Here is an 18,272-nt window from a genome sequence, read left to right as displayed (position 1 = left end):
GGCTTGAGGTCAGAAAAGCGAAAACAGCAATGCGACGGGGAAACTTATCGGCCATGTCGCGCCAACCAAAAAGGCGCTCAGGAAACGAATTCGTTTTTTGTCATGAGTCAAAAACCAGGTGATCAGGGATGATATCACCGCCATGACGGCGTAAAAAATTAATATCTTTTGAAAGAGGGTCATATCAGGCATCCGCGCCAACCAGAGGAAAAAACGCGCGCAATATGCTCTTTTTATTTGACGCACATCAAGGTTTATCAGCCTTAACAGCAAAACGTTCTCAATGCACGGCTCCGCTCACAGAATATCCTGTTTACGTATTATTGCGGATCTCGCCAACCCGTACTATACCCATAGGGGTTATGATGAAAGGTGGCGAAAATGAATGTTTCCAGTAAAACCGTCGTGCTGATTAATGTCTTTGCTGCTGCAGGACTTTTGGGTCTGATCTCGTTGAGATTCGGCTGGTTTGCTTGAGGTGTTCAACCTTTGAGTACTTGCTGCGCATGTTGGCGGGGAGGTCCCCCTCTCCGCCGACACCCGCCTATTTTTTCATGATTTTTCTGAACAGTAAATGATCCTTAATGCTTAACCATGATGTGACGGACAAGGGTGTAGTCTTCCAGACCATACAATGACATATCTTTGCCGTATCCGGACTGTTTTTGCCCTCCATGCGGCATCTCGCTAACCAACATGAAATGGGTATTAATCCAGGTACAGCCATACTGCAATCTGGCGCTAAGCCGGTGCGCCCGCCCAACGTCCTGAGTCCAGACGGAGGATGCCAGACCATAGCGAGAATCGTTGGCCCACCTCAGAACCTGATCTTCATCATCAAAGACGGTTATACTGACCACCGGGCCGAAGACCTCGCGTTGCACGATGGCATCTCCCTGTCTGGCGTCTGCCAGCAACGTCGGAGCGAAATAGTAACCTTTACCTTCCGTTTGACTTCCACCAGTAATCACACGGATATGGCTGAGGGCCTTCGCCTCCTCTACAGCCGCTGTGACGCGCTTCAGGTGCGCCAGCGAACTTAACGGCCCCAGCTCTGTCGACTCATCCTCCGGCGCGCCCATTTTCAGGCTGCTCACCGCGTTCCCTAGCTTTTCGACCAGCGCATCATAGATACCGCGCTGCGCGTATATACGGCACGCAGCAGTACAATCCTGTCCGGCATTATAGAAACCAAAAGTCCGGACGCCCTGCGCCACCGCATCCAGATCGGCGTCATCAAAAACAACCACCGGGGCTTTACCACCGAGTTCCATATGCGTACGTTTTATCGCTGGCGCAGTATGGCGCAGAATATGTTCCCCGGTCGCGATAGAACCGGTTAAAGAGACCATGCGTACTTTTTCATGACCGGTCAATACATCGCCAACAGTCTGCCCTCGTCCGAACAGGACATTGAGCACCCCCGGCGGAAAGATATCCTTCGCCAGCGCGGCAAGTTTAAGCGCCGTCAGCGGCGTGATTTCAGAAGGCTTAATCACCACGCAGTTACCTGCCGCCAGCGCTGGCGCCAGCTTCCAGGCCGCCATCATGAGCGGATAATTCCACGGCGCGATAGAGGCAACCACGCCAATCGGATCCCGGCGGATCATCGACGTATGTCCTTCCAGATATTCGCCCGCCGCCAGCCCACTCAAACAACGGGCCGCACCGGCAAAAAAGCGAAAGACATCCACGATTGCCGGAATTTCATCATTAATTACGCAGTGCAAAGGCTTACCGCAGTTTTGCGATTCAAGCCGGGCGAACTCAAGGGCGTTTTGCTCGATGCTGTCCGCCAGTTTTAACAGACATTCCGCCCGTGCTTTGGGTGTGGTCTGCCCCCATTCGGCAAACGCGCTATCGGCGGCCAGCACTGCGGCGTCAACCTGCGCGGGCGACGCTTCCGCAATCTCAAGTATGACCTCGCCTGTCGCCGGGTTATAAACAGACTGCCTTTCTCCCTCGCCGTCCACCAGCACGCCATTAATCAGTAATTGATATTGCATAGCATTTTCCCATATCGTCATTAATCGATTTCCGGCGAACGAGCCGCCGCTTTCCTAAAAATAGACGGCGCGCCAGATGCTCACTCGGCACACTCGGGAAATTTAGTCAGGTTGTGAGCTGACACGCATTCCACCTCACACAAGGCTTTTAGCGCTCAGCATCTCGCGAATCAGGCTGCCAAGCTGTTTTACGGCCTGTTCTTCCCGTTCTCCCCAATGCCATGCGGTGTTAAAACGAAAGAAACGCGTCCAGGCGCCGGACGTTGAAAACATTTTCCCCGGCGCGATACTGATAAGGTGTTCAAGCGCTTTGGCGCTTAGTTCACCGGCATCAAGCTGCTCAGGTAGCTCCAGCCAAAGAAAATAACCGCTATCGTTGTGGTGAATTTTTACTTCCGCCGGGAGATGGCGCAAAAGGGTTTGCCAGGCTTGCTGTTTACGTTCGGCAAGCTGCCTTCGCAATCGTCGCAGATGCGCGTCATATCGACGTGTCGAGAGATAATCCACTAACGCCAATTGCATGGGGGAACTGGTGGATAATGTGCTCATTAACTGCAAACGCTGAATTTGTCTGGCATGGCTTCCTCCCGCAACCCAGCCAATGCGAAAACCGGGAACCAGACATTTGGAAAAAGACGAACAATGCAACACGGTATCGTCGCGATCCCATGCTTTGGCAGGCAGAGGTTTCTCGCGGCCAAAGTAGAGTTCGCTATAAACATCGTCTTCAATTAGCGTCACGTTATGGTGCGTGAGTAACGCAACCAGCCGCGCTTTTTTCTCAGCGCTCAGCGTGAACCCTAACGGATTCTGGCTGTTGGTCATTAACCAGCACGCTTTCACCGGATATTCCTGTAACGCCTGTTCCAGCGCCATAAGATCGATACCTTCTTTAACATCGGTGGGTATCGACAACGCTTTCAGGCGCAATCGCTCCAGGGCCTGTAGCGCACCGTAGAAACAGGGGTTCTCCACCACCACCCAGTCTCCCGGCGCCGTCACCGCCTGTAAACTAAGATTCAACGCTTCCAGCGCGCCGGCGGTAATGACAATCTCGTCAGGAGAAACGGTAATCCCCTGCTGCGCGTAACGGCGTGCTATCGCATAGCGCAATTCTGCATTACCTGGCGGCAAATTTTCGATGACGCTCATTGCCGTCGCGGTTTTACTGACCTGCGCCAGAGAGCGGTTCAATTGCGGCAAGGGAAACAGACGCGGATCGGGAAACGCTGAGGCAAAGGGCACCACAGAGGTATCACGGCTCGCCTGCAGCATCTCAAAAATATAGGTATTGATATCTACGGCTTCATCCCGAATAACGTGCGCTGCCGTCGCGACTGACCGACAAACCGGATGCGGCGCGACATAATAACCAGATTGCGGACGGGCGATAATCCGTCCCTGACTTTCCAGCAACTGGTACGCATGACCGACAGTCATAAAACTCATGCCGCTACTGGCGACCTGCTCCCTCAGCGAGGGTAATCGATCGCCGGGTTGCCAAACGCCAGAGGCGATTTGTTCTCTAATTTGCTCCGCCAGACGTTGATATTTTTTCATTATTCGATCTCATTGAGCGCTGCTTGCAGGTGGCAACCGCAGTGTATATCAGTTGTTAAAATTAACAATGATTTGCTAACTGTTATGGTGCTTTCCAACAGGCGTAATGATTAGATTTCGCAACAAAACGCCGTTTCAGGGTCTCTGCTTAACGGGAAAGTCAAACCAGGTGTTCGGGTATGGTTCATGAGTAAGAGAGAAGTGCCACCATTCAGTATCCAGTGGCGTAAAACCCGCATCACGCATCAATGTTTGTAATAACAACCTATTTGCGCGTTGCTGAGCGGTAAGTATGACATTATCGGGATGGGATAACGGACTAAAACAGTCAAAGCCGGTACCAAAATCCAGACTATTATCTGGCGAGCGTTGCGCCGCGGACGCAGTACAATTCACCAGTGGTCGTCCGGGATCGTATATTGGTATTTTACTGTCAAGTGGAACAATCGTTAGATCAAGCGTACTTCCCCGACTGTGGCCGGATCTGGCGGCAAGATAACCTTCCTCAAACAGACGATTTTTCTCTACCTGCGGATAAAATTCGTTTTTCATTTGGTTTTGAGAAGGATCTTTGGCCCACGCGATAAAGTCGTTCACTGCGCTTTGCGGACGGTAGCAATCATATATTTTTAAGGTAAGTCCGAAGGGGCGTAAACGATCGGCGACCTGCTTCACTGCGTTCGCGGCTGGTCGTGTTAACAGGCAAACAGGCGCGTTATAGCCTTTAATGGGGCGACCAATAAAGTTATGGGAACTGAAGTATCGCATGTCTACCTGTACGTCGGGGGCGACCGTAGTAATATCGACAAAGTCTTTTGGCTGGTGGAGATCAATATGGTTTTCAGCTGACATTGCCTGAACGGACAACAGGCTGAACAGGAGGAAAGAAGATACGCATTTTACCATATGTTACACCTCGCGAGAGTCACAGGGGTGATTATGTATTTGAGCAGGTAAAGATTAGCGGACACCGCTTAAACAGATGGTTAAAATAAACATCATTCCCCCTGTAATCTGTGCCTTATCACAAACGGAGAGTTTATATTTTGCTTATACGACCACTGCGCCTCCTGTTCTATACCCAAAATAATTCGAGTTGCGTAAAGGCGGCAAGGGAGTGAGTCTCAGGAGCACAGATAACGATGTGTTTTCACAAAGGCGAGTCTACCTGACCAGAAAGGTCATTTGATAATCAGTAGTACAGTTGTTGTCGCCTTCCATAACTAAATAACATTGTTTCGCCAAAGATAAGACCACTATATAGTCAGGAAGGCAATTAGTGAGGAACACGTCGATTGTCGGCGATAATGCACTGAAATTACGATTCACTGCAGTTGTGCAAACACATAGAATCCCCCTCGAACCGAGATAATTCGGTCTGCTGGTCATAGCCATTATTCAGTAAGACCGCAGGTTACAGCGGCGGATCACGGGCGTGAAGAAAAATCCTGTGCCCCAAATTTTTTGGACAAGCGCTGAACCTGCCGTATACTTTTACTTAACGTACACTCCGCCATAAAAATAAACCCTGCGATGATACCGTAATGCCATAGGCATAACTTAAGGATATGCCATAAATCAAGCGAAGCATGATTTAACTTCTCAGTAATTGCGATAGTCTGTACAAATATTATGGGATGAAATAATAAGATGCCTAACAAAAATATCCCTGCCACGATCATGGCAAGTAACTGAAAAAAAGCCCATCCGATAACGAAACGGTAAAGTAACAGCAATAATAGCCGTCCACATTTCCTTAGCCATTCTGACTGCAAAATGCCCCAGGATGCTGTCTTTTCGTGAATTTCACCATCTGATTTCTTCATTTTGAGCCTCCTCGCAGGTTTTTATAATTTTATCGCCCAACTGGAAATAAAGCCGTCAGCTAATCGTTACAACAAATATAATTAAGACAAAAACTAAAGAGTAAGGTATTTATATCATAAGCACTATCAGTATTGGCCTTCTGCCCTACCGCTAAACATCTCATTGTTGTTAGCCTAATAATACTTTTAGTTTAACTTCTTATAAGACAATTTCTACACGGTTGAGCAACTATTTACTTTCTCTAAAAATAATATAGTGCGTAATTAATCATTACTCATAGTACATGATGATGTGAGAATTAAGAAAACCGTTTTACTTTCATTCGTTTTATCTGACATATTTCATGGCCAGGAGGCGTGGGCATGACTAAAGCTACGGGTCGATTTGAACAATTGAACAATAATGTTGACGGTTCAGGACAAAGCAAAAATCAGGTGTTTCACCGATAGGCAAACCGATGGGCAACATGGGATAATATTTCGAATACCACCTATTCCAGTAATGAAGTATCATATAATCACTTGTGGTCTACATTATGCCAATTACTATCGGGAGAGGATTTTTAAAGAGTGAGATGTTTTCTCAAAGTGCCATCTCTCAACGCTCCTTCTTTACGTTACTATGGGAAAAGATTAAAGATTTTTTCTGTAGCACGCGAAGATCCGCTGCCGATCAATATATAAAGGAATTATGTGATGTTGCCTCTCCGCCTGACGCGCAACGTTTATTTGATTTATTTTGTGCGTTATATGAATTATCATCACCGTCATGCAGAGGAAATTTCCATTTTCAGCACTATAAAGATGCTGAGTGTCAGTATACAAATCTCTGTATTAAAGATGGCGAAGATATTCCGTTATGCATTATGATACGTCAGGATCACTACTATTATGAGATAATGAATAGAACAGTGCTCTGTGTTGATACTCAGTCTGCCCACCTGAAAAGATATTCTGATATTAATATAAAAGCTAGCACTTATGTTTGTGAACCGCTATGTTGCTTGTTCCCTGAGCGGTTACAACTCTCGCTATCCGGCGGTATAACATTTCCCGTTGACCTAAAAAATATAGAAGAGACGCTTATCGCCATGGCAGAAAAGGGTAATTTATGTGACTGGAAGGAACAGGAAAGAAAAGCCGCCATCTCCTCCAGGATTAATCTGGGCATCGCCCAGGCAGGTGTAACAGCTATTGACGACGCTATCAAAAACAAAATAGCCGCAAAGGTTATTGAGAATACTAACTTAAAGAATGCAGCGTTTGAACCAAATTATGCACAAAGCTCAGTTACTCAAATTGTTTATTCATGTTTGTTTAAGAATGAGATACTAATGAATATGCTGGAAGAAAGTTCCTCTCATGGCCTGCTATGTTTAAACGAGCTTACTGAATATGTAGCGCTACAAGTTCATAACAGCCTTTTTTCTGAAGATTTATCTTCACTCGTTGAAACAACAAAAAATGAGGCTCATCACCAGAGTTGATCACACCATAAATAGTATGGATTTACAATCCCCTGGCAATACCAAAACCATCTAATACAATAACTTTAAATATATACTCCCAGGGAATAATGGATTTACTATGGAACGAATTGGCTCGTTATTTTTATAATTGACATACTGAGTATAAGTATATTTTCTCATACAACTTATCGCACTTATTGACAAACCGTTTTCGCTAATTTGAAGTGTGGAATAATAACTCAAAGAAATTATTGGCATCATAGCCTCACGACGTAACTGGAAGGTGGCATGATGCTTACAAAAACGTTATCAGTAGTTTTACTGACCTGTGCGCTGTTTTCAGGCCAGTTACTGGCGAAACAGCAAGACCACGCGTTCGTATGGTTTGCGACGGGAGGGCATCAGCTTAGACACGAAGCCGACAGCGATGAATTACGGGCGGCAGCGGAAGAATCCGCGGAAGGCTTGCGCGAGCACCACAACTGGCAGAAATCGCGCAAACCAGAAAGCTATTTTCGTTAATTAAACGCCCCTGCGCTTCGGCAGCGTTTTCATCAGCGCTTCAGGGCTCACTGAAGCGACAACGCTGCCGGGCTGGGGCATTTTTAAGATGTGGTTTTTAATTTTGCCAATGACATGCATTTCGCAAGGGCGGCAGTCGAATTTTAGCGTCAGTACCTCATCGCCATGCACCAACTGCATCGGCGTGGCTTTCCAGCTCTTAATATTTCCTTTCGCCTGCTTTGGACAAAGGTTGAACGCAAAACGCAGGCAGTGTTTGGTGATCATGACCGGTACCTCGCCCTTCTCCTGATGCGCCTCATAGGCCGCATCAATCAATTGTACGCCGTAACGGTGATAAAATTCCCGTGCTTTGTGGTTGTAGACATTAGCGAGAAAGCTGAGATGCGTTTGCGGATAGACCGGCGCAGGCTGCGCCACGGGTTTACGACGACCTCGTTGATAATGGGCCAGCCGCGCCGCGTCAAGCATATCAATCGCCTCCCGACGGAACTGATTGAGCAGGCTATTTGGCACGAACAACGCCGCCGGTAATGTCACCTGCATATCACGCGCGTAGTAAGGCGTCTGTCCCAGCTTCGCCAGTCCGGCTTTTAGGTTATTCAACGCTTTTTCAGAGTTGTTGGCTTCCTCAAATACCCCGTCAAGCGTATGCGTGATGCAGACACCGTCTTCACTGGTCAGCGTCAGAATAAGCTGTTCCTGCCAGCCGCCCAGCATGATATCAACCGCCACACGGCGCTCACTGGAGGTTTTTGTCAGCGCTTGCTGCCAGTTATGGTCCAGATTACGATTCAACGGATGATGCGGAGGGACTTTATGCAGGTCGGCAGGCATATCATTTGGCCAAACGCGGTAGCGGTTATGACCGGTTTTCTCCACCGTATTGGCGCGAAAACCCACCACTTCACGCTTAATCAACACGTTCAGACCATCGCCATTCGCCAACGGCTCCGTCGCTTCTACATCGAGATAATCCTTCGCCACATTCAGCACCTCGCCTACCGGCAAGCCAATAAATTTTGGTGAATCAAATGCGCCAATATCACCTTTACGCGCGTTAACAAAATAGTCGGTGCTGCCGCGATGGAAAGTTTTCTCCGTGGAGGGAACAAAAAAGTGTTCGGTCCGACCAACCGACGCACGCGCCAGATCGCCACGTTGCTCGATAATCGCGTCCAGCATCTGACGATAATGCGCGGTGATGTTTTTGACATAGCTCATGTCTTTATAGCGCCCTTCAATCTTGAAGGAACGTACGCCTGCATCGATCAACGCGCCGAGGTTAGCCGTTTGGTCGTTATCTTTCATCGATAGCAAATGTTTTTCGTAAGAGACCACCCGCCCCTGATCGTCTTTTAACGTATACGGTAAGCGACAGGCTTGCGAACAGTCGCCCCGATTGGCGCTGCGCCCGGTTTGCGCATGAGAGATATAACACTGCCCAGAATAAGCGACACACAGCGCGCCATGAATGAAGAACTCAATCGTGGCGTCAGTAGCCTGATGAATAGCCGCTATCTGACTCAAATTAAGCTCGCGCGCCAGTACAATCTGTGAAAAACCGACATCGGCAAGAAACTTCGCTTTTTCCACGCTGCGAATATCACACTGTGTACTGGCGTGAAGCTCAATCGGCGGGATATCCAGTTCCAGAATGCCCATATCCTGCACAATCAGCGCATCCACCCCGGTGTTGTACAAATCGGTGATTAACCGCTGCGCGGGCTCCAGCTCATCATCATGCAGGATAGTATTCAGCGTGACAAAAATCCTGGCGCCGTAACGGTGAGCAAACGGAACCAGATCGGCGATATCGCGCAGACTGTTACTGGCGTTATGACGTGCGCCAAAACCGGGTCCGCCGATGTAGACGGCATCTGCGCCATGCAAAATCGCTTCGCGAGCAATTGCGGCGTCACGGGCCGGACTTAACAATTCGAGATAGTGAGGTTGCTGGCGCATATAGTCTTTCTTATCCAATAGCAGCGAAATGGCGGCTATTGTAGTCAGAAGCGCAAACTAACGAAATAGTTTTCCCGCTTAACCACGCGGGTAATGGATCAGCGAGTGAAAATGAACCGTCTGGTCACTGCTATTGCGATAGGTATGCGCCATATCACCGGCAAAACGCAATCCTTTACCGGCGTCTATGGTTTGCCATACCCCACCAGTACACATGTCCAGCCGACCCTGAATCACCACCACATGTTCGACAACGCCGGCTTTATGCGGCGTTGATTCGCTGACCGCGCCAGGCGCCAGCAATAGGGAAAAATAGTCAAAACAGAGTTCAGGATCCCATGGAAACAACGGTGTGATTACCATCGCTTGCTGCTGGGGATCGAAGGTCGGAGGAAATTCGGCCTGCGGAGGAGAAATAAACACTGAGAATGGAACGTTCAGGCCCGTCGCAATTTTCCACAGCGTTGCGACTGTCGGACTGGATTCATTACGCTCTATCTGCCCCAACATGGCTTTTGAGACGCCGGAGATCTCCGCCAGACGCGATAAACTCCAGCCTCGCTGATGGCGTAACGTTCTTAACGTGGTCGCCAGATAGTGTGTCAGGTTATCCATTTTCCCCCCCTGTAAGACCATAGCGTATCACTTGTACGCTATAACGCACAATGCTACATTGACTGACCGTTATAACGCACAAGAGGCGATCATGCGTCTGTTATCACTGCCGTTACCTACTGTATTATCTGGTCTGGTCGCCGTTCTGGTCGGCTATGCAAGTTCCGCCGCCATTATCTGGCAGGCGGCGCTTGCCGCTGGCGCAACACCCGCAGAGATCGCCGGCTGGATGACCGCCCTCGGTATAGCCATGGGCATAAGCACACTAACGTTAACCTTGTGGTATCGTGCGCCGGTTTTAACCGCCTGGTCAACGCCTGGCGCCGCTCTGTTGGTAACAGGGCTTCAGGGATTATCGTTGCCAGACGCCGTGGGCATATTCATTGTCGCCAATGCCCTGATTGTGCTGTGCGGCGTCACGGGATTGTTTGCGCGTTTGATGCGGATAATCCCCCATTCTCTTGCCGCCGCAATGCTGGCGGGAATACTGCTACGCTTCGGCCTGCAGGCGTTCGGGACGCTCAACGGAGAGTTTGTCATGTGCGGCGGTATGCTATTGGCGTGGCTACTCTTTAAAGTATTCGCGCCCCGCTATGCCGTTATTGCTGCCATGGTAATGGGAATAACGGTGGCGCTCATCCAGGGTAAGGTGGCGATGAGCGGTATTCATTTCGCGCCGGTGTGGCCCACCTTCGTTCCCCCCCACTTTTCATTCGCTCAAAGCCTGAGCGTCGCGGTACCGCTCTTCCTGGTGACGATGGCATCGCAAAACGCCCCCGGCGTCGCCACAATGAAGGCGTCTGGCTATCAGCTTCCTGTCTCTCCGTTAATGATTTTTACCGGGTTGCTGGCGCTGCTGCTTTCGCCATTTGGCGTTTATTCTATCTGCATTGCCGCCATTACAGCCGCCATTTGTCAAAGCCCGGACGCGCACCCCGATCCAACGCGTCGCTGGTTAGCGGCCGCCGCCGCAGGCGTTTTTTATTTACTTGCCGGGTGGTTTGGCGGTTCGATAACCGCGCTGATGGTCGCCCTGCCGGTTAGCTGGGTGCAAATGCTGGCTGGTCTGGCACTGTTAAGTACGATTAGCGGTAGTCTGTATCAGGCGCTTACTCACGAAAGTGAGCGTGACGCGGCAGTTATCGCATTTCTCGTCACCGCCAGTGGGCTAACGTTGATGGGCATCGGATCGGCATTCTGGGGGTTGATCGCTGGCGGGATAGGCTACGCAGTATTAACGAGAACGCGCCGCCCATCGTTGTCTGGCTGATGGTGACCGCTAATCTGCCGGGGTTTGCGCCATCTTGCGATGGCGCCGCAGAATTATTTTTTGTTAACGTCAAACATAGAGGTATCCGTCGCCATATCATCCACGACCTGTTTCAACGTCTCAAACGCCATTGGCGTACTGGAATTGCTCAGGTCTTTACCTTCACCCTGGCGTACTACCTTGACGACCGGCTTGTTGGTCGCGGCATCTATCAGCTCACCTTCAAAATAGAGGTGGGTATCCATGGTCCGGTGGCCCGTCGCCATTTGCGTGCCCGCCACAATCAGCGCTACAGGGATCACCTCATAGAATTGCAGCCCTTCTTTGCTGGTATCCACGCCCGTAATCGCCCCGCGGAAAATCAAACTGCGCGGCCCTGGCGTCGTGACCAGCGGTTTGCGCTGTTCAATTGCTGATTTTACTTTAGTGTTCGTATAAGCCAGCAGTTTATCAAGAACTTGCTGCCCGACCTGGGTCGTTGGTTTGGGGACGGGATAATATGTTATCGGATTGTAAACAATACTATCATAGTTAGAGTCATTGAAATGTGGATCTACCCAGCGCAACACCGGTTTTCCCGTGGCGGAGGTAGTTTCCTGCAGGTCCGAATAATTTTTTAAGAATCCAGAATACTTATCCGGCTGTGTGACTTTGGACGCACAGCCGGATAACGCCAGCAAGCCAGTAAGCACTGCAACTTTAAATAAAGTATGAGTACGCATGAAACGATCCCTTTAGTCTTCGCAATGATGCAAAGGAAATAATAGCAAAACGAAATCATTCTGGATGCACTAAAAATGGTAACGACAGCACAATTTGAACGCGGCGCCCGACAAAAAAATGCCGAACGCTGCGAGACTTACAGAACTTGCATCGCTCAGGCCGTTTTTCTCGCCAGCATCGTAGCAAAGCGCAGTTTGATACGGTTGCCGTTTTCGTCCGTGCGGTGAAGCTCGCCGACATCTTCGTTGTATTTCAGCATGTCCCATCCTTCGTAATAGCGGCGTAATTCGCCTTCTTTAAAAGCGAACGGGAATCCCACCGTACAGGGAAAGTCCGGCGTATCCATTGCCGCAACAATCAAATTATACCCGCCGGTTTTTGTGCAGCGTTGCATATTGGCAATTAAACCGGGAATGGTTTGCGCCTCAAGAAACATCATAACCACTGTCGAGAGAATAAAATCGTACTCGCCGTCAAAGGTCAGTGTATTCAGATCGACAATGTCGGTTTGCAGATTATCCAGCCCCTCTGCCGCTTTAATACGCTCAAGGTTAGCCATACTGGCCGGATTTTTATCCCACGCGGTAACGTCATAACCGTTCGCGGCCAGATACAGACTATTACGGCCATTGCCACATCCCAAATCCAGCGTTCGGCCTGGCGCGACAACCTTTGCCGCCGCCAGCACATCCGAATGCGTGCGGGTTAATCCGTATTTCTCAGTAAAATAATTTTCGTCACGAACGGTCATTTTTTTCCTCCGTTTTCAACAGTGCAGCGCGCTCAGTGCGAATAAGCAACGTCCCCTGCACCAGCAATAGAAATGTACGAACCAGCAATAAGGCGATAATAGCGTTAGTGAAAATAAACAGCGGGACGGCCAGAATATGGAAAAGCCCTGATTCACTACCGTGACCAAGATGTAACCCCGTGGTCGCCAGCGCGGAAACGCCGAACGAAAAACTCCAGAAGGAAGCATTAAACGGTTGTGATAAATACCAGGGCATTAATCGCAGCATAAATAAAAGCTGTAACAGACCGTAGCCGAATAACATTTTCGCCAGCGTGTCGCCCTCCCCGCCATTGACGCTCAGCCAGGCGCTACAGGCGACCAGCGCGGGCGCCAGTTGGATACCCAGCGACGTACGCAGCACCGCCGGTAATTCGCCGCAGCTACGCAGTCGCTGCAAAATAACCGGCTCCAGACTTAACCACGAAAAGACGCCTGCGCCTAAAAACACCAGTCCGGCATCATTGTAACCGAGCGCTCCACAGGCCATAGTGCTGATAAAATTATTCGCTACCGTGGGCAGATAAAGTCCTGGGGTTGTCGCTTCTTCCGGATGCGCTCCGCGCCAAAGTCCCGCCGTCTGCCAGGCGGCATACGCCAGTTGTATGACGACCCCCACGCTGAATAGCGCAACGGCCAACGGGCGATACCAGGGAACGAAACCGATCGCGACCAGCATCGTGGTGGCGGGAAACAGGCTGACAAAACTGCTCATTACCGGATGTCGCACTTCAGCCATCACGCTATGGGGAAAGCGCACCAGACGGCTAAGGAACGCCAGGGTCAAGAGTGCCCAAATAATCATCGCCAGGATCACCATGATGTCGCCGGGCCAGTGGCTTATTGCCCATATCTGGCTGGCATAACGCCAGGCGAATCCCATACCGATAGTGCCAAGGACGATGCCAAAATAGCCCGCAGGCAGATTGAGCACGCGATCGCTCTGCTTGTGATTACGCATTTTGTTTAATTTATAAAGTATATTTGAAATGCATTTTATGGAATTTCTGGTTGTTTCGCCAGTACCTTTGCTACGGTTATCTTAATCGTTCACACGGAATTTCCCTATGATCAAATATCGACTGAGTGAAGAACCTCGTGCTTTTACTTATCAGGTAGACGGTGAGAAGAAAAGCGTCTTATTACGACAAGTTATTGCCGTAACGGATTTTAACGATGTTAAAGCCGGAACCTCCGGCGGCTGGGTTGATGCCGATAATGTGCTGTCACAACAGGGGGATTGCTGGATTTATGATGAAAACGCGATGGCCTTTGCGGGCACGGAAATTACGGGTAACGCGCGTATCACGCAGCCGTGCACGCTCTACAATAACGTGCGAATAGGCGATAACGTCTGGATTGATCGCTCTGATATCAGCGATGGCGCACGGATAAGTGACAACGTCACCATTCAGTCCTCTTCCGTGCGCGGAGGGTGTGCGATTTATGGCGATGCCCGCGTGTTAAACCAGTCAGAAATTCTCGCCGTTCAGGGACTAACGCATGAACATGCGCAGATTTTACAAATTTACGATCGCGCCACCGTGAACCATTCGCGGATTGTCCATCAGGTACAGCTTTATGGCAACGCCACTATCACTCACGCTTTTATTGAGCACCGGGCGGAGGTCTTTGATTTCGCGCTCATCGAAGGCAACAAAGACAATAATGTCTGGATCTGTGACTGCGCCAAAGTCTATGGCCATGCGCGGGTTATCGCCGGCACAGAGGAAGATGCGATCCCTACCCTTCGCTACAGCTCGCAGGTAGCGGAACATGCGTTAATCGAAGGCAACTGTGTGTTAAAACATCATGTGCTGGTAGGCGGACATGCTGAGGTACGCGGAGGCCCGATTTTACTGGACGACCGCGTGCTGATTGAAGGCCAGGCCTGTATACAGGGCGAAATTCTGATTGAGCACCAGGTCGAGATTAGCGGACGGGCGACGGTGATAGCCTTTGACGGCAATACTATTCACCTGCGCGGCCCAAAAGTGATCAATGGCGAGGATCGTATTACGCGTACCCCCTTAGTCGGTTCCCTTTAATCCGCATCAATAATGCGGGCATACATATTAACGTCGTGATAGTCGCCGTTAAGATACTCCGCCTGCTTCATACAGCCTTCCAGCGTAAAATGGTTGCGCCGTGCGACTGCGTTACTGGCCTGATTATCAACGCGGCATTTAATGACGAAGCGCCGAATATCGCCGCGCCGGGCATAATGTGTCATCAGCGCCTGTAATGATTGCGACATTATCCCTTGTCCCTGGAGGGACTCATCCAGCCAGTAACCGATATAGGCGGCTTTGTTTACCGGTTCGATGGCATTAAATGAGAGTACGCCCGCCATCTCATTCTGGCAGAAAATCAGGTACATTTTGGCGTAACCACGCTGGTGCAACAGTATATTACCCTGCACATGCTTACGCGTTTCCTCCTGCGACGTGACATATTGCGGCCAGTCGAGCGACTGTTGTAGCCACGCTTTGTTTTTGAGTACCAGTTGGTGCAGCGCCGGAACATGACTTTCATCTGCCGCTCTCAGTTCCAGCGTCGTGCTAACAGGAATAATTTCCACCATCGCGTTGCCCTTCTTCGTTGTTGGTCGTAATCACATAAATAGCCTGGTTTACCGATAACCCGCAGGTGATATGAGCGTTTTTATTGTATCGCCATCACATTATTTTTTATTGGCCATATTTAGCGTATTTCCGCGTGACACATTTCACACTTATCCAACCATTCTCCGCCTATAAAACGCTCAACGACTGATTGTTTTATCACCACGGAGACGCCAATGACCTTTTCTGTGCAGGAAACGCTTTTTTCTTTACTGCGGCTAAACGGGATTTCAGGACATGAAAGCAGTATTGCAAACGTTATGCAGCACGCGTTTGAACAGCAGGCCAAAGACGTCTGGCGGGATCGCTTAGGCAATGTCGTCGCCCGTTATGGCAGCGATAAACCCGACGCGCTTCGCCTGATGATTTTTGCGCATATGGATGAAGTGGGTTTTATGGTACGCAAGATCGAACCCTCCGGTTTTTTACGTTTTGAACGCGTGGGCGGCCCGGCGCAAATTACTATGCCCGGTTCGATTGTGACGCTTGCCGGACGTTCAGGCGATATCATGGGCTGTATCGGTATTAAAGCATATCACTTCGCGAAGGGTGACGAGCGCACCCAGCCTCCCGCGCTCGATAAACTCTGGATTGATATCGGCGCAAAAGATAAAGCGGATGCCGAACGAATGGGTATTCAGGTGGGGACGCCAGTAACCCTTTACAACCCGCCGCACTGTCTGGGCAACGATCTGGTATGCAGTAAGGCGCTGGATGACAGACTGGGGTGTACGGCGCTACTGGGCGTCGCCGAGGCTCTCGCCTCCACACCGCTCGATATCGCGGTGTTCCTGGTCGCGTCGGTACAGGAAGAGTTCAATATTCGCGGGATTGTTCCCGTTTTACGACGCGTGCGCCCCGACCTGGCGATTGGTATTGATATCACCCCCTCCTGCGACACGCCTGACCTGCAGGATTACTCGGATGTGCGGGTCAACCACGGCGTCGGCATCACCTGTCTGAACTATCACGGACGCGGTACGTTGGCGGGACTGATTACGCCGCCGCGTTTGCTGCGGATGCTGGAGACCACCGCGCACGAAAATAATATTCCCGTACAGCGTGAAGTCGCGCCAGGCGTCATCACCGAAACCGGCTACATTCAGGTTGAACTGGACGGTATTCCCTGCGCCAGTCTTTCTATTCCCTGCCGCTATACCCACTCGCCAGCCGAAGTCGCCAGCCTGCGCGACCTGGCTGATTGTATCCGTTTACTGACTGCGCTGGCCAACATGTCGCCAGAACAGTTTCCCATTGAGCCTGAAACAGGCGCTACACAAGAGGCACGACCATGATGAAAAAGATCCTTGTGGCATGTGGTACCGGCATGTCGACATCAACCATGATTGCACAAAAACTGCAGGACTTTCTTGCGGAGCAAGGCATTGCGGCAACCACGGCGCAATGTTGTCTGAATGAGATCCCGTTGAACTGTAACGGTATGGATCTCATCGTAACGTCCATGCGTACGCACAGTGACTATGGCATCCCGACGCTCAACGGCGCCGCCCTGCTGACAGGCATCAACGACGACGCATTAAAACAAGAAATCAAGGCGCTGTTAACACAATAAAGGGGGCATTATGTTTGATTACATCCTGTCTCTCGGCGGCACCGTTTTTGTGCCCATCATTATGATTATCATCGGCTTAATCTTTCGTATTCCCTGGCTGCAGGCAGTGAAAGCCGGGGTGACGGTCGGCATCGGTTTTGTCGGCATGGGGTTGGTGATCGTCATGGCGATCGACAGTCTCAGTCCGCCGATTAAAGTGATGATTGAGCGTTTTGGCCTGACGCTGCATGTGTTTGACGTCGGCGCCGGGCCCGCATCCGGCGTCGGCTATGCGACGGCCATCGGCGCGATGATCATTCCCGTTATCTTTCTGCTCAACGTCGGTATGCTGGTGACTCGTCTGACCAAAACCATGAACGTTGATATTTATAACTACTGGCACTACGCCATTACCGGAACGGTCGTCCAGTTGATGACCGGCAGTCTGATTTATGGCGTACTGGGCGCGATTTGCCACGCCGCCTTGTCGTTGAAAATGGCCGACTGGACGGCGAAACGGGTACAGAACATTGTGGGTCTGGAAGGGATTTCTATTCCGCAAGGGTATGGCTCCAGCTCCGTGCCGTTGTTCGTATTGCTGGATGCGATATACGAAAAAATACCGTTTATGAAAGGACGCAATATTGACGCTCAGGAGATCCAAAAACGGTATGGGATGGTCGGCGACCCGGTGATCATTGGCGTTGTTCTCGGGCTGATCTTCGGGCTTGCCGCAGGCGAAGGCTTTAAAGGGTGCGCAACCTTAATGATTACCGTGGCGGCGATTATGGTGCTGTTTCCGCGCATGATTCGCCTTATCGTTGAGGGATTAATGCCCATTTCCGACGGCGCGCGTAAGTTCTTCCAGAAACACTTTAAAGGGCGCGAAGTCTTTATCGGTCTGGATACCGCAGTGACGTTAGGCCACCCGACCACCATCGCGGTTGGACTGCTGTTAATTCCCATCATGTTAATTCTGGCGAGCATACTGCCGGGCAATAAAGTCCTGCCGCTGGCTGATTTACCGGTTGCGCCGTTTTTTATCTGCATGGCCACGGTTATTCATCGCGGCGATCTGATTCGTACTCTGCTCAGCGGCATCATTGTCATGATTACCGTTTTGCTGATCGCCACCCAGTTCGCGCCGTACTTTACCGATATGGCGCTCAAAGGCGGCTTTAGCTTCGCCGCTGAAAACGCGCAAATTACCGCGCTGTCGGTGGGAAATATGTTTGGCTGGTCAATATCTGAATTGATGTCGCTGGGCATGATTGGCGTGGTTATTGTGGTCGGCATTGTCGCCAGCATCATACTTGTCTTACGTAAACGTGAACTACCGGAATAAGGAGC

20 protein-coding genes are annotated in these 18,272 nt (G+C 50.3%); 8 read left to right on the top strand and 12 right to left on the bottom strand.

The genetic code is table 11. The annotated features are described in order from the left end of the window. Positions 1–9: 9 nt before the first annotated feature. Positions 10–183, bottom strand: coding sequence for a GhoT/OrtT family toxin (locus J4617_RS03355; RefSeq protein ID WP_000171943.1), 174 nt, complete (start codon positions 181–183; stop codon positions 10–12). Between the two features lie 198 nt (positions 184–381). On the opposite strand from J4617_RS03355, the gene yncL reads away from it, so the two are divergent. Then, complete coding sequence (yncL, locus tag J4617_RS03350; protein WP_001103198.1) at positions 382–477, top strand: stress response membrane protein YncL; 96 nt, start codon at positions 382–384, stop codon at positions 475–477. A gap of 104 nt (positions 478–581) precedes the next feature. Here the strand turns inward: yncL and patD are convergent, their stop codons facing one another. The 5 genes from patD to J4617_RS03325 form a co-directional block, all read right to left on the bottom strand. Next, complete coding sequence (patD, locus tag J4617_RS03345) at positions 582–2,027, bottom strand: aminobutyraldehyde dehydrogenase (protein ID WP_023198616.1); 1,446 nt, start codon at positions 2,025–2,027, stop codon at positions 582–584. Between the two features lie 114 nt (positions 2,028–2,141). Continuing rightward, positions 2,142–3,566, bottom strand: coding sequence for a GntR family transcriptional regulator YdcR (gene ycdR / locus J4617_RS03340; RefSeq protein ID WP_000760692.1), 1,425 nt, complete (start codon positions 3,564–3,566; stop codon positions 2,142–2,144). A gap of 135 nt (positions 3,567–3,701) precedes the next feature. Next, positions 3,702–4,472: a M15 family metallopeptidase gene (locus J4617_RS03335; protein ID WP_000237715.1), complete on the bottom strand. Its 771-nt coding sequence runs from the start codon at positions 4,470–4,472 to the stop codon at positions 3,702–3,704. A gap of 258 nt (positions 4,473–4,730) precedes the next feature. Next, positions 4,731–4,961: a hypothetical protein gene (locus tag J4617_RS03330; protein WP_001597849.1), complete on the bottom strand. Its 231-nt coding sequence runs from the start codon at positions 4,959–4,961 to the stop codon at positions 4,731–4,733. Between the two features lie 32 nt (positions 4,962–4,993). After that, on the bottom strand, positions 4,994–5,392 hold the full coding sequence (locus tag J4617_RS03325; protein WP_000747895.1) for a hypothetical protein: 399 nt from the start codon (positions 5,390–5,392) through the stop codon (positions 4,994–4,996). 536 nt (positions 5,393–5,928) lie between these two features. Here J4617_RS03325 and sifB point away from each other — a divergent pair. Next, entirely contained in the window at positions 5,929–6,879 is a 951-nt protein-coding gene (sifB, locus tag J4617_RS03320) for an SPI-2 type III secretion system effector SifB (protein WP_001122931.1), read from the top strand. Positions 6,880–7,152: 273 nt separating this feature from the next. After that, a complete protein-coding gene (locus tag J4617_RS03315) occupies positions 7,153–7,383 on the top strand; it encodes a DUF2554 family protein (RefSeq protein ID WP_000956438.1) in 231 nt (76 codons plus the stop codon). Here J4617_RS03315 and J4617_RS03310 read toward each other — a convergent pair whose 3' ends face one another. Further along, positions 7,384–9,348, bottom strand: coding sequence for a U32 family peptidase (locus tag J4617_RS03310; protein WP_017465908.1), 1,965 nt, complete (start codon positions 9,346–9,348; stop codon positions 7,384–7,386). It abuts the gene before it with no gap. A 78-nt stretch (positions 9,349–9,426) separates the two neighbouring features. Further along, a complete protein-coding gene (locus J4617_RS03305; protein WP_000369553.1) occupies positions 9,427–9,963 on the bottom strand; it encodes an XRE family transcriptional regulator in 537 nt (178 codons plus the stop codon). 91 nt (positions 9,964–10,054) lie between these two features. On the opposite strand from J4617_RS03305, the gene J4617_RS03300 reads away from it, so the two are divergent. Then, positions 10,055–11,233: a benzoate/H(+) symporter BenE family transporter gene (locus J4617_RS03300; RefSeq protein ID WP_001238501.1), complete on the top strand. Its 1,179-nt coding sequence runs from the start codon at positions 10,055–10,057 to the stop codon at positions 11,231–11,233. Between the two features lie 53 nt (positions 11,234–11,286). On the opposite strand, the gene J4617_RS03295 is transcribed toward J4617_RS03300, so the two are convergent. The 3 genes from J4617_RS03295 to tehA form a co-directional block, all read right to left on the bottom strand. Beyond that, positions 11,287–11,955, bottom strand: coding sequence for a DUF3313 domain-containing protein (locus tag J4617_RS03295; RefSeq protein WP_001259025.1), 669 nt, complete (start codon positions 11,953–11,955; stop codon positions 11,287–11,289). A gap of 155 nt (positions 11,956–12,110) precedes the next feature. After that, the gene (tehB, locus tag J4617_RS03290; RefSeq protein ID WP_000218277.1) at positions 12,111–12,707 is read right to left on the bottom strand and encodes a tellurite resistance methyltransferase TehB; all 597 of its coding nucleotides are present in this window, start codon (positions 12,705–12,707) and stop codon (positions 12,111–12,113) included. Further along, a complete protein-coding gene (tehA, locus tag J4617_RS03285) occupies positions 12,694–13,707 on the bottom strand; it encodes a dicarboxylate transporter/tellurite-resistance protein TehA (protein ID WP_001243998.1) in 1,014 nt (337 codons plus the stop codon). Before tehA ends, tehB begins: the two co-directional genes overlap by 14 nt. 106 nt (positions 13,708–13,813) lie before the next feature. Between tehA and ydcK the strand changes: the two genes are divergently transcribed. Further along, positions 13,814–14,794 (top strand): YdcK family protein, encoded by a 981-nt coding sequence (gene ydcK / locus J4617_RS03280; protein WP_000599091.1) that lies wholly within the window; start codon positions 13,814–13,816, stop codon positions 14,792–14,794. On the opposite strand, the gene rimL is transcribed toward ydcK, so the two are convergent. Next, positions 14,791–15,330 (bottom strand): 50S ribosomal protein L7/L12-serine acetyltransferase, encoded by a 540-nt coding sequence (rimL, locus tag J4617_RS03275; RefSeq protein ID WP_000229306.1) that lies wholly within the window; start codon positions 15,328–15,330, stop codon positions 14,791–14,793. The genes ydcK and rimL overlap by 4 nt on opposite strands. A gap of 216 nt (positions 15,331–15,546) precedes the next feature. On the opposite strand from rimL, the gene J4617_RS03270 reads away from it, so the two are divergent. From J4617_RS03270 to sgcC, 3 genes are read left to right on the top strand one after another with little or no spacing between them, the layout of a single operon-like run. Next, positions 15,547–16,665 (top strand): M42 family metallopeptidase, encoded by a 1,119-nt coding sequence (locus J4617_RS03270; protein WP_000144621.1) that lies wholly within the window; start codon positions 15,547–15,549, stop codon positions 16,663–16,665. Beyond that, positions 16,662–16,943, top strand: a complete 282-nt coding sequence (gene sgcB, locus J4617_RS03265) for a PTS sugar transporter subunit IIB SgcB (RefSeq protein ID WP_000976132.1) — start codon at positions 16,662–16,664, stop codon at positions 16,941–16,943. The genes J4617_RS03270 and sgcB overlap by 4 nt, the downstream gene beginning before the upstream one ends. A gap of 10 nt (positions 16,944–16,953) precedes the next feature. Next, a complete protein-coding gene (gene sgcC / locus J4617_RS03260; protein ID WP_000460835.1) occupies positions 16,954–18,267 on the top strand; it encodes a PTS sugar transporter subunit IIC SgcC in 1,314 nt (437 codons plus the stop codon). The last annotated feature ends 5 nt before the right edge of the window (positions 18,268–18,272 follow it).

This window comes from Salmonella sp. 32010601201800023SM (genome assembly GCF_017572235.1).
Classification (GTDB): Bacteria; Pseudomonadota; Gammaproteobacteria; order Enterobacterales; family Enterobacteriaceae; genus Salmonella; species Salmonella enterica.
Note: the sequence above shows the minus strand (reverse complement) of the source record. Positions and strands in the feature narration are given on the sequence as shown.

What these genes read in the sequence shown, in the direction of transcription:
- J4617_RS03355 (WP_000171943.1), bottom strand. Translation starts at nt 183, where the DNA reads ATGACCCTCTTTCAAAAGATATTAATTTTTTACGCCGTCATGGCGGTG.
- yncL (WP_001103198.1), top strand. Translation starts at nt 382, where the DNA reads ATGAATGTTTCCAGTAAAACCGTCGTGCTGATTAATGTCTTTGCTGCT.
- patD (WP_023198616.1), bottom strand. Translation starts at nt 2,027, where the DNA reads ATGACGATATGGGAAAATGCTATGCAATATCAATTACTGATTAATGGC.
- ycdR (WP_000760692.1), bottom strand. Translation starts at nt 3,566, where the DNA reads ATGAAAAAATATCAACGTCTGGCGGAGCAAATTAGAGAACAAATCGCC.
- J4617_RS03335 (WP_000237715.1), bottom strand. Translation starts at nt 4,472, where the DNA reads ATGGTAAAATGCGTATCTTCTTTCCTCCTGTTCAGCCTGTTGTCCGTT.
- J4617_RS03330 (WP_001597849.1), bottom strand. Translation starts at nt 4,961, where the DNA reads ATGGCTATGACCAGCAGACCGAATTATCTCGGTTCGAGGGGGATTCTA.
- J4617_RS03325 (WP_000747895.1), bottom strand. Translation starts at nt 5,392, where the DNA reads ATGAAGAAATCAGATGGTGAAATTCACGAAAAGACAGCATCCTGGGGC.
- sifB (WP_001122931.1), top strand. Translation starts at nt 5,929, where the DNA reads ATGCCAATTACTATCGGGAGAGGATTTTTAAAGAGTGAGATGTTTTCT.
- J4617_RS03315 (WP_000956438.1), top strand. Translation starts at nt 7,153, where the DNA reads ATGCTTACAAAAACGTTATCAGTAGTTTTACTGACCTGTGCGCTGTTT.
- J4617_RS03310 (WP_017465908.1), bottom strand. Translation starts at nt 9,348, where the DNA reads ATGCGCCAGCAACCTCACTATCTCGAATTGTTAAGTCCGGCCCGTGAC.
- J4617_RS03305 (WP_000369553.1), bottom strand. Translation starts at nt 9,963, where the DNA reads ATGGATAACCTGACACACTATCTGGCGACCACGTTAAGAACGTTACGC.
- J4617_RS03300 (WP_001238501.1), top strand. Translation starts at nt 10,055, where the DNA reads ATGCGTCTGTTATCACTGCCGTTACCTACTGTATTATCTGGTCTGGTC.
- J4617_RS03295 (WP_001259025.1), bottom strand. Translation starts at nt 11,955, where the DNA reads ATGCGTACTCATACTTTATTTAAAGTTGCAGTGCTTACTGGCTTGCTG.
- tehB (WP_000218277.1), bottom strand. Translation starts at nt 12,707, where the DNA reads ATGACCGTTCGTGACGAAAATTATTTTACTGAGAAATACGGATTAACC.
- tehA (WP_001243998.1), bottom strand. Translation starts at nt 13,707, where the DNA reads ATGCGTAATCACAAGCAGAGCGATCGCGTGCTCAATCTGCCTGCGGGC.
- ydcK (WP_000599091.1), top strand. Translation starts at nt 13,814, where the DNA reads ATGATCAAATATCGACTGAGTGAAGAACCTCGTGCTTTTACTTATCAG.
- rimL (WP_000229306.1), bottom strand. Translation starts at nt 15,330, where the DNA reads ATGGTGGAAATTATTCCTGTTAGCACGACGCTGGAACTGAGAGCGGCA.
- J4617_RS03270 (WP_000144621.1), top strand. Translation starts at nt 15,547, where the DNA reads ATGACCTTTTCTGTGCAGGAAACGCTTTTTTCTTTACTGCGGCTAAAC.
- sgcB (WP_000976132.1), top strand. Translation starts at nt 16,662, where the DNA reads ATGATGAAAAAGATCCTTGTGGCATGTGGTACCGGCATGTCGACATCA.
- sgcC (WP_000460835.1), top strand. Translation starts at nt 16,954, where the DNA reads ATGTTTGATTACATCCTGTCTCTCGGCGGCACCGTTTTTGTGCCCATC.